Genomic DNA, 12,723 nt, shown 5'->3' with positions numbered 1-12,723 from the left:
ACATTTTTCCACAAGACTTACAATTTATAAATTCCTATACAAAGAAAAAGGACCACTGTAATGGCCCTTTCTTGTTCAGATATGCTGCTGGAGCGGCAGGCTGCCGATTCTTTCCGGGGAAATCCCGGTTTCTACATAGCTTCTGGCCAGCTTCCAGCTTCCTTCTCCGTCCTTTTTGAAGGTGTCGAAAAAGAGATTGGCCATCCCAAGCCTTTCACCCTTCATAATGAGGGAAGCCGACAACACCGCCATCACTTCATCCTCCTTCAGCGGAATGACAGCCAGCTCCTTCAAATCCCAGATCCCTTCATTCTCTTTTACATACCGAAACCCCTGCTCCCAGCCTTTGACCGACTCCTCGTAGCCAAAATCATCAATCTGGTCCCCGCGGATTTCCCTTGCCTGGTAATCCTTTGATATCAGCTCTTTCATTTCCTCGAGCGAGGATTCCCTCCAGACCTGGAGATAATGGTTGAGAAATGATTTGAATTGCTGTTCCATATTTCTTCCTCCTAAAAAATCTTCTGTCTCTAACTTCTCTAGGCAGGGAACTTTCTCCTTTTTATTAAAAGGAATAAGTGTTCTTACTTGAAGTATCTTGACTCTCTTTCCAATGTCAAAGCATAAAACACCCAATCTTAGCCATATTAAAAGCAGATAACAACGAAGGGAGACAGCACAATGGAATCAATGACACGGGAGCAGATTCTGGCGGATTTGCAGAGGTCTTTTGAGGGCTATTTGAATGAATACGGGGCGGACAGCATTGGCACTTTTGAGGAGCCGGGCCAGGGCGGGCGCTATTATTTTGGCTGTACGGTCAAGAAGGATGATCGGACGTTCCACATACATACACCTTTTGCACAGCAGGAGGATGGAAGTTTTACAGCTCTTGGAAACGGCTGGACGGCTGAGACAGATGATCCGAAGCTCCAGGATAAAAGGGGCTATGGAGATCTGGAAAGTGCCCTTAAAGAAATTTAACATATAGGAAAGGCAGGCTGGAATAAAGTATCCGGCCTGCCTTCTTTTTTAAACCAATACTTCTGCTTGTCTATTCTGTATCCAGCCCAGCAGCTCTTCTTCTTTCAGCGGGCGGGAAAAATAATAGCCCTGCACATGCGGCGATTCGCTTAAAGCAGCAATAAAGTCGATCTGGTCCTGATATTCTGCCCCCTCGATGACGACCTTTAAATTCAGCGAGCAGGACAGTGAAATGATGGCCCGCAGGATTGCCGAATCCTTTTCCGATACCGGAACCCCGTCGACGAAGGATTTATCAATTTTAATTGTCGATATCGGTATTCTTTTTAAATACGAAAGAGAGGATACGCCTGTTCCAAAATCGTCCAAAGCGACAGAAAGTCCCATTTCCCTGAATTGCGCCACTGCCTGAATGGCATTCTCGATATCATGGATAACGCTGGTCTCCGTAATTTCCAGTTCAAGCAGATCGCTGCTGATATCATATTTCTCAAGACTGTCTTTTAAGACGTTCAGCAGTTTGGCTGAAGTCAGATAAGGGCCCGGGATGTTAATCGAGATCTGGTGAAGGGCTATCCCTTTCTTTTGCCAGTGTGACAGCTGCCGGCATACTTTTTCAATCACCCAGTCTGTGACTTCGAAAAGCTTCCCGCTTTCCTCCAGGATGGGAATAAATACGCCTGGCGAAATCATGCCATGCCTGGGATGGTTCCAGCGCAATAATGCCTCCATGCCAGAAACTTCCCACGTGCTTGAGGAGATTTTCGGCTGGTAGACAAGAAAAAGGTCATCATTTCCCATAGCAAGTGTGATATCCTTAGCCAGTTCCTTTTCAAAGCTGTAGGTATGGACAGCAGGGTTATATTCAATAACCTCATGCTTGTACTTGACCGTCGAGTGCTGGAGTACGGCCATTGTGCTTGAAAACAGTTCTTTATGCGTTTGTTTATCGCTGGCTGAACTTACGGCACACACCATATCGATCACGAGCCGCTGTTTTCCGATGATCAGCGGCTGGGTGAAGACAGCCATGATTCTGTGCAAAGCTGCCTTTATTTTTTCAAAGTCATGCTCCCCGGATGCGAACAGCGCAAATCGATTTCCTTCAATGCGGTATAGCTTCATTTCCAGCGGAAGCAGCATCTTGATTCCGCCATGGACAGACTGAATGATTTCATCCCCGAATGAATAGCCAAAACCGCTGTTCCATTTCTCCAGGTCATGGATATGGATGATGGCCAGGCTTACTTTGCCGCCAGTTTTCAAGTCCTGTTCAAACTGCCGCTGGTTCGGCAGCTTTGTCAGCGGATCAAAATAGCTCAGGCGGTATTCTACATACCGGTCCAGCAGGCTCGTCAGGCCCGAAATGGCAAGGAGAAGCAAGATCCCCGCTGTGATGACTCCGATCAGGAGCCTCATATCCATACTATGCATCTCATGCAAAGCATGGCCCAATGGCGCTTTTGTATAAAAAACAACAGCAGCCATTCCGGTGTAATGCATGCTTGTTATCGCTAGGCCCATAATAATTGCGGTGGCTGATTTTACCAGAAAGCTGCCCATGTATTTCTGCAGCACAGAAAATATATACAGAGCAATATAGGAAACAACCACAGCAATGGCAATGGAGGCGGCAAACAGTCCCGGTTTGTAGCTGTATTCTGCTTCCATCTTCATAGCAGCCATCCCAAAATAATGCATGGCGGAGATGCCAAGCCCCATGATGGCCCCTGAAATGGCAGAAGGCCAATGAGTGCTGTTCTTCCGATTGCTGATGTAAAAGGCCAGATAAGAAGCCAAAAAGGCAGGAAACACAGAAACGACTGTCAGCGTCAAGTCATACTTCATCGGCATCGGCAGCATGAACGCGCTCATGCCGATAAAATGCATAGACCAGATTCCGAGCCCCATGGCTATGGAAGACAGCAGCAGCCAGAACCTTTGCTGGAAAAAGCTTGGCTGCTGCATCCGCTGGTTCATCGATAGTGCGGTATACGACGCACAGCAGGCAATAATGATAGAAATCAGAACAATAGGGATAGAATAATGGCCTTGCAGAATATGTATATTCTCTGAGTCTGGGACAGTAAACATAGATGTTTGACCTCATTCATTTTTTATAGGCATATCATACTGGTTATATCGGCTGATTCTTCTGATTTTCAACTAAATAATCCACTTTGTGCACAAGGATGCTCAACTTATTGTTTTTTTGCTGCCTTAACCATAAAATATGATTATCTGCTGCCTGTTTACTTATAGAATGGAGGAACCCTCTTGAAGCTTTCTTTTACCGATTATATCAGCATCTATATTCATCAGACCGACCTGACGCTGACAAGCTATGTGAAGAACAGGCTGGCGCCTTATAACCTTGCTCCCGAGCAGAATTTAATTATGATGTTATTGTGGGAAAAGGATGGGATCACGCAAAACGAAGTGGCGGAAAGGCTGCTGAAAGATAAAACCAATATTGCGCGCATGGTGTCCAATCTTGAGAAAAAGGGATTTATTCAAAGGATCCAGCATAAAAGCGACCGCCGTTCCCTCCAGCTGTTCCTGACAGAAAAAGGGCGGGAGCTCGGGGAGCACATCATTCCCCTTACCGAGGAGTTCAACTCTCTTGTCTGCCAGGGAATCTCAGAGGAAGAGCAGAACGAAGTCAGAAGGATTCTCCGTAAAATGCAGGCAAATGTCCAGTAGTCTGTACATTTGCCTGCATTAATGTTGCTACAACAACCAAAAGTGTGGTAAAGTGGTGTTTGTCATAATAGCATAAACAACAGTTGCTATAGCAACACAGAAAAATAAAGCGAGGTATTCTTATGTCAAACGTATTATTCATCAAAGCCAATTCCCGCCCGGCCGATCAGGCTGTAAGCGTTCAGCTCTATAATGCTTTTGTTGAAAGCTACAAAGAAGCTCATCCCGGCGAACAAATCACTGAGCTGGACCTTTTCAGCGAAAACCTGCCATACTACAGCAATGATATGATGGGCGGCATGTTCAAGCTTGCTAAAGGCATGGAGCTTACGCCAGCTGAAACGGAAGCAGCAAACCTTGTAAACAAATATCTGGACCAGTTCCTGGCTGCAGATAAAGTTGTGTTGGCATTCCCATTGTGGAACTTCACTGTTCCTGCAGTACTGCACACCTATCTTGATTATCTCGGACAGGCAGGAAAAACTTTCCGCTATACAGCAGAAGGCCCTGTCGGTCTGCTGGGAGATAAGAAGGTTGTCCTTCTTAATGCACGCGGAGGCATTTATTCTGAAGGCCCTGCGGCAAGCGCTGAAATGGCCGTCAACTATGTGAGCACCATCCTGAATTTCTGGGGCATCCAGGACGTTGAATCCATCATCGTTGAAGGACATAACCAATTCCCTGACCGTGCACAGGAAATCATCCATGAAGGCCTTGAAAAAGCAAAAGCGGCAGCGAAGGCACTTTAATCTGCCGGCACCATTCAGCCTGTTCCAATCGGAGCAGGCTTTTTCTTATATTGCATGAATTGTCCAACTCTTTTAAGATACTAATATACGAATGAGGAGAGGCGGTCATATGATGTCAGCTGCAGAAATGGACAATGGAATATTCAAAAGCGTGTGCCCGCTGGACTGCCCGGATCAGTGCGGGCTGCTGCTGCATAAAGAGAACGGGAGAATCGTGAAAATTGCCGGAGATCCGGAGCATCCGGTCACAAAGGGCCATATTTGCCAGAAGGTGCGGCATAAGGCTGAGAGAATTTATGATGAAAATCGACTCAAGCATCCATTAAGAAGAATCGGCAGGAAAGGCGAAGGCAAATTTGAGAGGATAAGCTGGCAGGAAGCTATCCGGGAAATCACCGGGCATTGGAAGGGACTTCTCCAAACCGATGGTCCTGAGAGCATTCTTCCCTACAGCTTCTATGGAAATATGGGCAGGCTGAATTCCGAGGGCATGGACCGGCGCTTCTTTAACCGCCTTGGCACTTCAAAGCTTGATTATACGATATGCCAGGCGGCAGGCACTGTCGGCTACCGCTACACGATGGGCGGAAGCTTTGGCATCGATCCCGAGGATACGATCCATTCAAAGCTGATGATTTTCTGGGGCATCAATGCGGCGAGCACGAATATGCACCAGATCACCCTGGCCCAAAAGGCGCGCAAGAACGGAGCAAAGCTGATTGTCATCGATGTCCACAAAAACCAGACAGGACGGGCCGCCGACTGGTTCATCCCCATCCTTCCGGGAACAGATGCAGCCCTTGCCCTTGGCATCATGCATATCCTGTTTGCGGAAAACCTGGAGGATGAAGAATTCCTTAAAAACTGGACGGTCGGATATGAGGAGCTGAAGGCGCAATCTGCCGCCTATGATCCTGATTTTGTTTCCGGCATCACCGGCGTCCCTCTGGATGATATTTATAAACTGGCAAGGATGTACGGGACCATCTCCCCTTCCTTCATCCGGATCGGCAACGGGATCCAGCACCATGATAATGGCGGCATGTGCATCCGCACCATCTCCTGCCTGCCCGCGATCACAGGCCAATGGATGAAAAAAGGCGGCGGAGCCATCAAAGGAAATGGCGGGTACCTTGCACTCAATAATTTCAAGCTGCAGCGCCCGGATCTTCGGAGCGGCGATGCCCGGACGATCAATATGAACCTTCTCGGCCAGGCTCTTCATGAAAAAAAGCACCCGATTCTGTCATTGTTCATTTACGGGACCAATCCTGCCGTTGTCGCACCTGAAAGCAATCTGGTCAGGAAAGGCCTTGAAAGAGAAAATCTTTTCACTGTTGTCCATGACTTATTTTTAACAGAAACGGCCAAGTATGCCGATATCGTGCTCCCGGCGACTTCTTCTTTTGAAAATACGGATTTGTATACCTCATACTGGCATCATTATCTCCAGCTGCAGGAGCCCGTCATCAGGCCTTATGGAGAATCGAAGTCGAATGTAGAGGTTTTCCGGCTTTTGGCAGCAGGGATGGGTTTTGAGGATGAGGCTTTTTCTGACACCGAGGCGGAAATGATCAGCCAGGCGCTTGATTATCCCGGAAATCCTGCACTGGATGGGGTCACTTACGAAACGCTGAAGGAAAATAGCTTTGTGAAGGGAAAGGTGGAGCCTCTTTTCCCTGGAAAGCTCCCGACACCGAGCGGGAAAATCGAGCTGTATTCAGAGCAGATGGCAAAGGACGGCTATCCGCCGCTGCCTGTCTACAAGCCGCTGGAAGAAGACAGCGTGTACCCGTTCCTCTTCGTCCCTGCACCGAACCATAATTTCCTGAACTCCACTTTTTCCAATAACCGAAAGCATCAGGAATTGGAAAAAGAGCCTCAGCTGTTCATGAACACTCAGGATGCGCTGGAATTAGGAATTCTGGATGGAGACCTGGTGAGGATCTGGAATGACCGCGGCGAATGCATCCTGAAAGCGAACACCGGCGACCGCGTCCTGCCAGGAGTCCTTGTGTCACAAGGTCTTTGGGCCGACTCCCCCGGCAAAAAACATCTTGTCAATGCACTCGTCCCTGACCGCATCGCCGATATGGGCGGTGGCGCCACCTTCTTTTCCGGACGTGTGAATGTGGAGAAATCTATATAAAAAGGGTGCCAGGCGCGGGAATTTCTCCCGGTGCCTGGCACCCTGCTTTTATTTAAAAATCCCGAACGGCTTTCCGATCGGCAATACAACTTTTCCAAAATGCGTATTCAGCACAATGGCCGCTGATCCGTAAAAGGACAATAGCGCAATGCACATTTCAGCAACAGCTGCCAGCATATGTGTCGCTTCATGCATGATATCAAAGGTGCTCAGAGATAGACCGATAAACAGAAAATCGATGAACACGAAAATGAAAAACAGCACCTTATGGGTTTCCATAGCTCCGACCGTCATAAAGAGGCTGAAAATCAAATAGCCGACGAACGCGAAGCCCAACTGTTTGGGATCTCCGTCCAAAGCGAGCGCCTCGCCGAAGAAGCCAAGCTGGATCAGCCATGTCATGCCGACGCCGAACCAGAACAGTCCGAATGCCCCGAAGGCTGTTGTGCCGAAAATATTATTATGCTTCGAATCCTGGACCGAAGCGAAAAGCTGCGCCAGCCCGCCAAGGAAAAACGCCCACGGAAGGATATATGACAATCCGTCTGTCAGCCCCAATTTCTGTGATGATGCCACAAACGTGACCATGGCAAGGCCGAATAAGCCCAACGCGGATGGATCTGCTGCTGTGATTTTAACTTGTGTGTGATTCTGAGTCTCCATACTTTCCTCCTAATAAAAAACATACTTGTGTACTTTATAGGATAAAAGTAAGAGTGTCAACAGCCTATTAATGGGAAGGGCTTTATTACGCCGGTCAGCCCAATAGGCCGCTGATAAGATTCCACAGAAAGCTGCCTGCCTGAAGCTTCAGCAATGTGATCCCGATTACAAGGCACGCCCCAAGGATTATGCCTGCTTTTCTCCTCATTCTCTACTCCTCTTCAAAAGAGAGATTGACCGGCTCTTCGTGAAGATCTCTTGTAAAATCAATATTGGTTGTAGGGACGGAGGTGCTGACTTCCTCAAATTTCAGTTCATCCACCCACACTTTTCCCCTGCCGGATAGTATAACGCCAAAGGCAATCACCGCACTATTTTCCGGCACATCGAGGACAATATCATAATAATTCCAGCTTGTACTTCCCTTGATCGGGCGATTGCCCATATTATCAAACTGCAGGACTTCATCGGAAGCATTATCTACTCTCATCCAAAAGCTGCAGAAGCCGTCCACATGACCCGATTTCAGGAACCCGGAAAACTTCAGCCGCTTCCCGCGGTAATTTTTTGCGTTGATTTCCTGCATCATGGTCGCAAATTCTCCTGGCGCTTCGACGGTCTGTGACTGCAGATACCCTGATGATTTTCCTTTGTGAAAAGTTTCATGATCAATTCCCATCCTGTAGTTGAAAGGATGGCTTCCACTGAGCACCCATCCTTTTGGCTTCTGTTCTTTGTCCATGTTTTTTTCCTCCTTCTGCTCCGCCAGTTTCCCGATCAGCTTTCTGTATTTTCCCGGCGGCAAATGATAATATTTTTTGAATGATCTTGTGAAGGCTTCCTGTGATTCGAATTGAAAGTATAAAGCAATATCGAGGATTTTCTCATCTGTATAAAGCAGCATATGGGCACTATTGGCAATCCTTCTGTAGCGGATATACTCGGAAACCGTTACCCCGACTTCTTTCTGGAAAACCCGGTGATAATGAAACTTAGAAAACCCGGCAGCCAGAGCGATGTTCTCCAGCGAAAGATCCTCATGAAGGCTTGATTCAATATGCTCTATGCTTTTCTGGATGATGGAACTGTAGGCCACTGCTGGCACCTCCTTCCTTATTTAAGATAACAAAGGCAGGCAGCTGCTTTTTTGACTTATCTTGCTAAGTTGGCGGCGGGCTGCCATTATTTTTTCTCTTCGGGAATCAGCTCTCTCAAATTCCTTGTGTGGGCCTGCGAAGTAAGATAAACAGCATCATCCCCGATATACATGAATGTACTTCTCTCGTTTTCCCTGCCGAGCCACAGGTGGATCCCATGTGCCGGAAACTCCCCCTCCGGCTGATATTCCACCATCACGTCATATTCCGGATCGGACATATCGGCCTTCCCAGGCTGCCGGACCGCAGATGTGATTGCCTTCTCGAATTTGGCCAAGCTTTCTTTGTCCTGAAAAGAATAGAGGATTTCTTCGTTCATCCCGCCGAAGCCATTTGACTTTGAAACATTCACTCCCGATATTTTCTCATCAAGCAGAACCATTTTTTCCGTTGCCTGGCACCCGGCTGAAAGAATGGCGATAAATATTAGTATAATGATAGATTGTTTCATGGTTGTCCTCCTTGTAGGGCTATTGCTTTTCATTTTATACCAAAAAATAGTGCCAGGCACCGCCCGTGGACACTTTTGGTGTTAGTGTCCATGGACGGTGCCTGGCACGCAAATTTAATTCTCTTTTATGATAGCTCTTGCCGCATTCCGTCCGCTTAGCGCTGCTGATAGTGTGCCCGGCCCGGGAAAGACCTGTTCTCCTGCTAAATAGAATCCGGGCAAGGAGGTCCGGAAGCTTTTTGGCTTAAGGATACTGTTCCGGACTGTCAGAGGAAATCCGCCGACCTCCGCCTTGCCGACAAATTTTTGATACGTCAAAGGGGTGCCTGCCTCTGCTTTCTGCAAGCGGGCTTTGACAGGGATGACTTTGTCTGCTTCATCGAGGAGCAGCCCGGCCAATTGATCCTTCCTCAGTTTATAGTCCTCTTTTGAGAGAGGATGCCAGATGCCGCTGTCTGTATGGACAGAGATCGTCAAAATCATTTCATTTTCTATTGCCGTCCCGCTTGAGTCCCGCGATTCCTGCAGAGTCGCGTAGATGGGGCCATGAAAATCTCCATGCTCCCCTTCCGGCACAATCTGATAGGCGAAGGGCAGGTTATCTTTATCCTTTCCTGTTAAAATAGCGTCCAGGCGAAACGCTCCCCACGAAAACTCATCATCTTCACTATGGCTTGTCCCATTGCCAAAGGAAATTCCACTGTTATTGATGATAAAATCAAATGCTTCGCTGCATTTCCTGCTTTCTACCTTCCACAATTTTTCACTATTGCTATACTCAATATTCTTAACGGGTGAAACAAGTTCCACTCTTCCACCCAATTGCTCGATCGTCTCTGCTAAAGAAGAGCTGATCTGCCCCAGCCCTTTTTCAATAGCAAAGCTCCCTTTCCTATAAATGGTCAGGGCCAGGCTGGAAGGCAGCAAAGCAGCTTCAGAAGCATCGGTCTGTGCGGCATCCAGCAGCTGGGCGTCCTAAAACTGCCTGAACGGAAGATACTGTTCGAGCTTATGCTTCTTTAATAGATCCTCTACGGTTAAAGCCGCATAACGGCCAAGCCTCAGCATGGAGAATGGGCGCCGGAGGACAAGGCCAGGTAAGCCTCCGAGGTCATACAGTTTTTTTACCGGAAGCGATATTCCCGATGCGGAAACAGCCAGTACTGTTTCCCCTATCTTGTGAAGCTCTCTCCAGAACCGCAAAACATCCTCTGGGTGCTCAAAGAAAACGCGCTGCAGCTCTTCCTCCCATGAGTCTGTACTTTGGAAGATGGAAATTTTCCGATCAGGCAATATAACATCCATCGGGTGAGACAGGCACTCAGCCGGGATGTGTACCCCTGCTTCATTTAGTACCGCCCTCAGCAGGCCTCCTTCCTCCAGTCCGAATGCGACAGTTGCACCAGTGGGAAACATCCTTCCTTTGCGTATATAAAAGCCAGCCGATCCGCCTACAGATGTTGCCTTTTCCAGGACAGTCACCTGAAAGCCGGCATTAGCCAGAAGGGCACCGGCTGTCAGGCCACCGATCCCTGCCCCGATAATACAAACTGACTTTGCCATCCTGCCGCCTCCATTTCCTGCTTGTGTTTTAAGTTGTTTATACCATTATAAGCAATATTGGCGGCGATTTTGAAATTCTAATATGGTGTTTATACGGTGTCAGGCACCGCTCGCGGACAATTTCAGCAGGAGTGTCCATTTGCGGTGCCTGTCATGAGATTAGGAGTCTATTTCTTTTACATAAATGGCTGAATTGGTTTTGATGGTCCGGCAGCCCTCCAGATCAGCTTCTTTCAGAAGGCCGAGGTCCAGGGCCGATTTGATTTTTCCTTCATCCGGCTTTTTTTGGATCAGTTCATGGAGATTTAACTCTTCCAGCCTTTTAACGGTTTGTTCCTGCTCATATTTCTCTGTCTTCCTGATCTGCCGCTGGAGCTTGAAGGTGCTCACAGTGAGTTCGCCCTTTTCATTTTGTCCGACATATTGATCAAAATGAAGATTGAACATCTTTTTCAGCGAATCAAGCTCCTCTTCCGCAGCCTTCTTTGTTTTGCTCAATTCCACATAGCGCGCAAGGATTTCCTTTGTAACCATGCCATTCGCATTTACCAAATTCTCGCCCCATTTCTAAGATGATAGTTCATCATATTAAGGTGAGGGGGGCATTATGCATGTACCTTGAAAACGTATGTTCCTGGTGGAAATAGTGCCAGGCACTGCCCGTGGACAAATTGGCGGATTGTCTTTTTGCGGTGTCAGGTACGGGCACGGCTTGTTAATTCCAATAAATGTATTTTATGTAGAATCACGCTGATTTTATGTAGAATAACAGGAAAATTTGGTAGAATAATAAGAAATTTATGTAGACTAAGAGAAAATTTATGTAGAATCACTCACCCCTGCAAAGTATATAATGAAAAAATACCCCTCTGATATCTATCAGAAGGGCATTTCCGGTACTAAATCCGCTATCAAATATCATCCAGCAGAACAATCTCGCCTGTTTCAGCTTCAACTGCATGCCGGCAGTCCAATTTTCCGCATAAAACATACTTTTCTTTCTCAACATCATAGACATACACCGGTTTTAAGAAGAAGTATGGTTTTAATTTTTCAAAGGCTTCGGCCTTAACGACCGCTATCTCCCCTGGTGCCTGGTAACCGTCGAACATGTCGAGCATCATCCTGTTGTCGACATAATTTCTCGGCTCAAAACTATGGGCATCAATCATGACCGTCAGCTTTCTTTTAAAAACACTGAAATCCTGCCCGGATTTCCTCAATACTGCATCAATGCACCCGCGGCTCCTGCGAAGTGTTTTCAATGTCCACCGGCCGGACTCGCCAGAATATTCCCGGCTGAGCACCTGCCTGACAGCTGCCGCGCATTTATCAGTCTCTTCCTCCCTGATCGGGCAGGACTCTATATGAGGTTCTCCGCTGAATGCCTGGTCTGCTCCAATGTCTTCGGATTCTATAATAGGCTTTCGTTCAAAAGGAACGTCTGAAGACTTGTCCCACTTTATCACCTGATCGACTGCCAGCTTTGGTTCCATTCCCATCGGGTCAAATTCAATATTTTTCTGGCTGTCATTTGTAACGAAGATTTCCTCAAGCGCAAATAGAGAAAGCCACTTTTCATTTTCCCGGTTCGGGAATTGAGCGAATACCAATTGCTCTCTAAGAAGATCTTCATCTATGTCTTCAAGCGAGAGAGCATATTTCTCTTCCTGTACCTGCCCTGCCTCTGAAAAACTTCCATATGCAGAAAAAGCAATCAGCCTTCCTTCCTCATCCGTTTCCAGCTCTATATAACCACCAGGATAGAGGGCGGTCCCATTGACAGCCGCTGAAAAATGCAGCCTTCTTTCCTCTTCCTTCGTCAGCATGAATTGCTGTCCATAGCTCAGATCAGTTTCTTTTTCAATCCAATCAATCATGCTGCCCCGGTCCCCGGGAACGAATGCAACTCCATCAGCCATTGTCTTCCCGCCCACAAATATAGCGCTCTTCGTCCTGCCGCCCGGGATAGTCACTTCTATGACAGCCGTGCCCTCCGGATTGCTGTCGTCATCTTCTGCTGCTGCATCTTTAGGGAACCATTCCATACAGAGAGTATAGTCAGTCTTATTTTGAAAAGGCGAATTATGATAGAACCCGGTTCTTCCCAGAACATAATCTTCCAGCCCGAACTTTTCACATGCTGCATCTGCAAGTTTCTTTATTCTTTGGTCCATAGCAGCCTCCTATTTCTTCCTACACTCTTTTACGAAAGTAACTGTTTTGGTTTCAAAGAATGTGGTGCAGTGCCTGGCACCGTCCGTGGACAAATCTGGTGAAAGTGTCCATTTGCAGTGCCTGACA

At 47.4% G+C, this 12,723-nt stretch carries 13 protein-coding genes; 4 read left to right on the top strand and 9 right to left on the bottom strand.

Translation table 11 applies throughout. The features are described 5' to 3' along the window. Window positions 1-75 precede the first annotated feature (75 nt). Window positions 76-501, bottom strand: coding sequence for a flavoprotein (locus AC4E8B_RS05585; protein WP_490217560.1), 426 nt, complete (start codon window positions 499-501; stop codon window positions 76-78). 180 nt (window positions 502-681) lie between these two features. Between AC4E8B_RS05585 and AC4E8B_RS05580 the strand changes: the two genes are divergently transcribed. Beyond that, window positions 682-984 (top strand): DUF5634 family protein, encoded by a 303-nt coding sequence (locus AC4E8B_RS05580; protein WP_490217558.1) that lies wholly within the window; start codon window positions 682-684, stop codon window positions 982-984. A gap of 48 nt (window positions 985-1,032) precedes the next feature. Here AC4E8B_RS05580 and AC4E8B_RS05575 read toward each other — a convergent pair whose 3' ends face one another. Beyond that, window positions 1,033-3,078 carry a bifunctional diguanylate cyclase/phosphodiesterase gene (locus tag AC4E8B_RS05575; protein WP_490217557.1) on the bottom strand — a complete coding sequence of 682 codons (2,046 nt, stop codon included), beginning with the start codon at window positions 3,076-3,078 and terminating at the stop codon, window positions 1,033-1,035. 183 nt (window positions 3,079-3,261) lie between these two features. On the opposite strand from AC4E8B_RS05575, the gene AC4E8B_RS05570 reads away from it, so the two are divergent. From AC4E8B_RS05570 to AC4E8B_RS05560, 3 genes are all read left to right on the top strand, one after another. Further along, complete coding sequence (locus AC4E8B_RS05570; RefSeq protein WP_009791814.1) at window positions 3,262-3,687, top strand: MarR family winged helix-turn-helix transcriptional regulator; 426 nt, start codon at window positions 3,262-3,264, stop codon at window positions 3,685-3,687. A 122-nt stretch (window positions 3,688-3,809) separates the two neighbouring features. Next, window positions 3,810-4,436, top strand: a complete 627-nt coding sequence (locus AC4E8B_RS05565; RefSeq protein WP_490217556.1) for an FMN-dependent NADH-azoreductase — start codon at window positions 3,810-3,812, stop codon at window positions 4,434-4,436. Between the two features lie 109 nt (window positions 4,437-4,545). After that, entirely contained in the window at window positions 4,546-6,585 is a 2,040-nt protein-coding gene (locus AC4E8B_RS05560; protein ID WP_490217555.1) for a molybdopterin-containing oxidoreductase family protein, read from the top strand. Between the two features lie 48 nt (window positions 6,586-6,633). Here the strand turns inward: AC4E8B_RS05560 and AC4E8B_RS05555 are convergent, their stop codons facing one another. From AC4E8B_RS05555 to AC4E8B_RS05525, 7 genes are all read right to left on the bottom strand, one after another. Continuing rightward, window positions 6,634-7,248, bottom strand: coding sequence for an acetate uptake transporter (locus AC4E8B_RS05555; protein WP_490217554.1), 615 nt, complete (start codon window positions 7,246-7,248; stop codon window positions 6,634-6,636). A gap of 211 nt (window positions 7,249-7,459) precedes the next feature. Then, window positions 7,460-8,344, bottom strand: coding sequence for a helix-turn-helix transcriptional regulator (locus AC4E8B_RS05550; protein ID WP_490217553.1), 885 nt, complete (start codon window positions 8,342-8,344; stop codon window positions 7,460-7,462). An 86-nt stretch (window positions 8,345-8,430) separates the two neighbouring features. Then, window positions 8,431-8,856 carry a YhfM domain-containing protein gene (locus tag AC4E8B_RS05545; RefSeq protein ID WP_490217551.1) on the bottom strand — a complete coding sequence of 142 codons (426 nt, stop codon included), beginning with the start codon at window positions 8,854-8,856 and terminating at the stop codon, window positions 8,431-8,433. A gap of 114 nt (window positions 8,857-8,970) precedes the next feature. Continuing rightward, the gene (locus AC4E8B_RS05540) at window positions 8,971-9,819 is read right to left on the bottom strand and encodes a phytoene desaturase family protein (RefSeq protein WP_490219517.1); all 849 of its coding nucleotides are present in this window, start codon (window positions 9,817-9,819) and stop codon (window positions 8,971-8,973) included. A 12-nt stretch (window positions 9,820-9,831) separates the two neighbouring features. After that, on the bottom strand, window positions 9,832-10,419 hold the full coding sequence (locus AC4E8B_RS05535; RefSeq protein WP_490217550.1) for a phytoene desaturase family protein: 588 nt from the start codon (window positions 10,417-10,419) through the stop codon (window positions 9,832-9,834). A gap of 159 nt (window positions 10,420-10,578) precedes the next feature. Further along, window positions 10,579-10,953: a hypothetical protein gene (locus tag AC4E8B_RS05530; RefSeq protein ID WP_490217549.1), complete on the bottom strand. Its 375-nt coding sequence runs from the start codon at window positions 10,951-10,953 to the stop codon at window positions 10,579-10,581. Window positions 10,954-11,330: 377 nt separating this feature from the next. After that, window positions 11,331-12,596, bottom strand: a complete 1,266-nt coding sequence (locus tag AC4E8B_RS05525; RefSeq protein ID WP_490217548.1) for a hypothetical protein — start codon at window positions 12,594-12,596, stop codon at window positions 11,331-11,333. Between the last annotated feature and the right edge of the window lie 127 nt (window positions 12,597-12,723).

This window comes from Bacillus sp. SRL543, from assembly GCF_984799205.1.
Note: the sequence above shows the minus strand (reverse complement) of the source record. Positions and strands in the feature narration are given on the sequence as shown.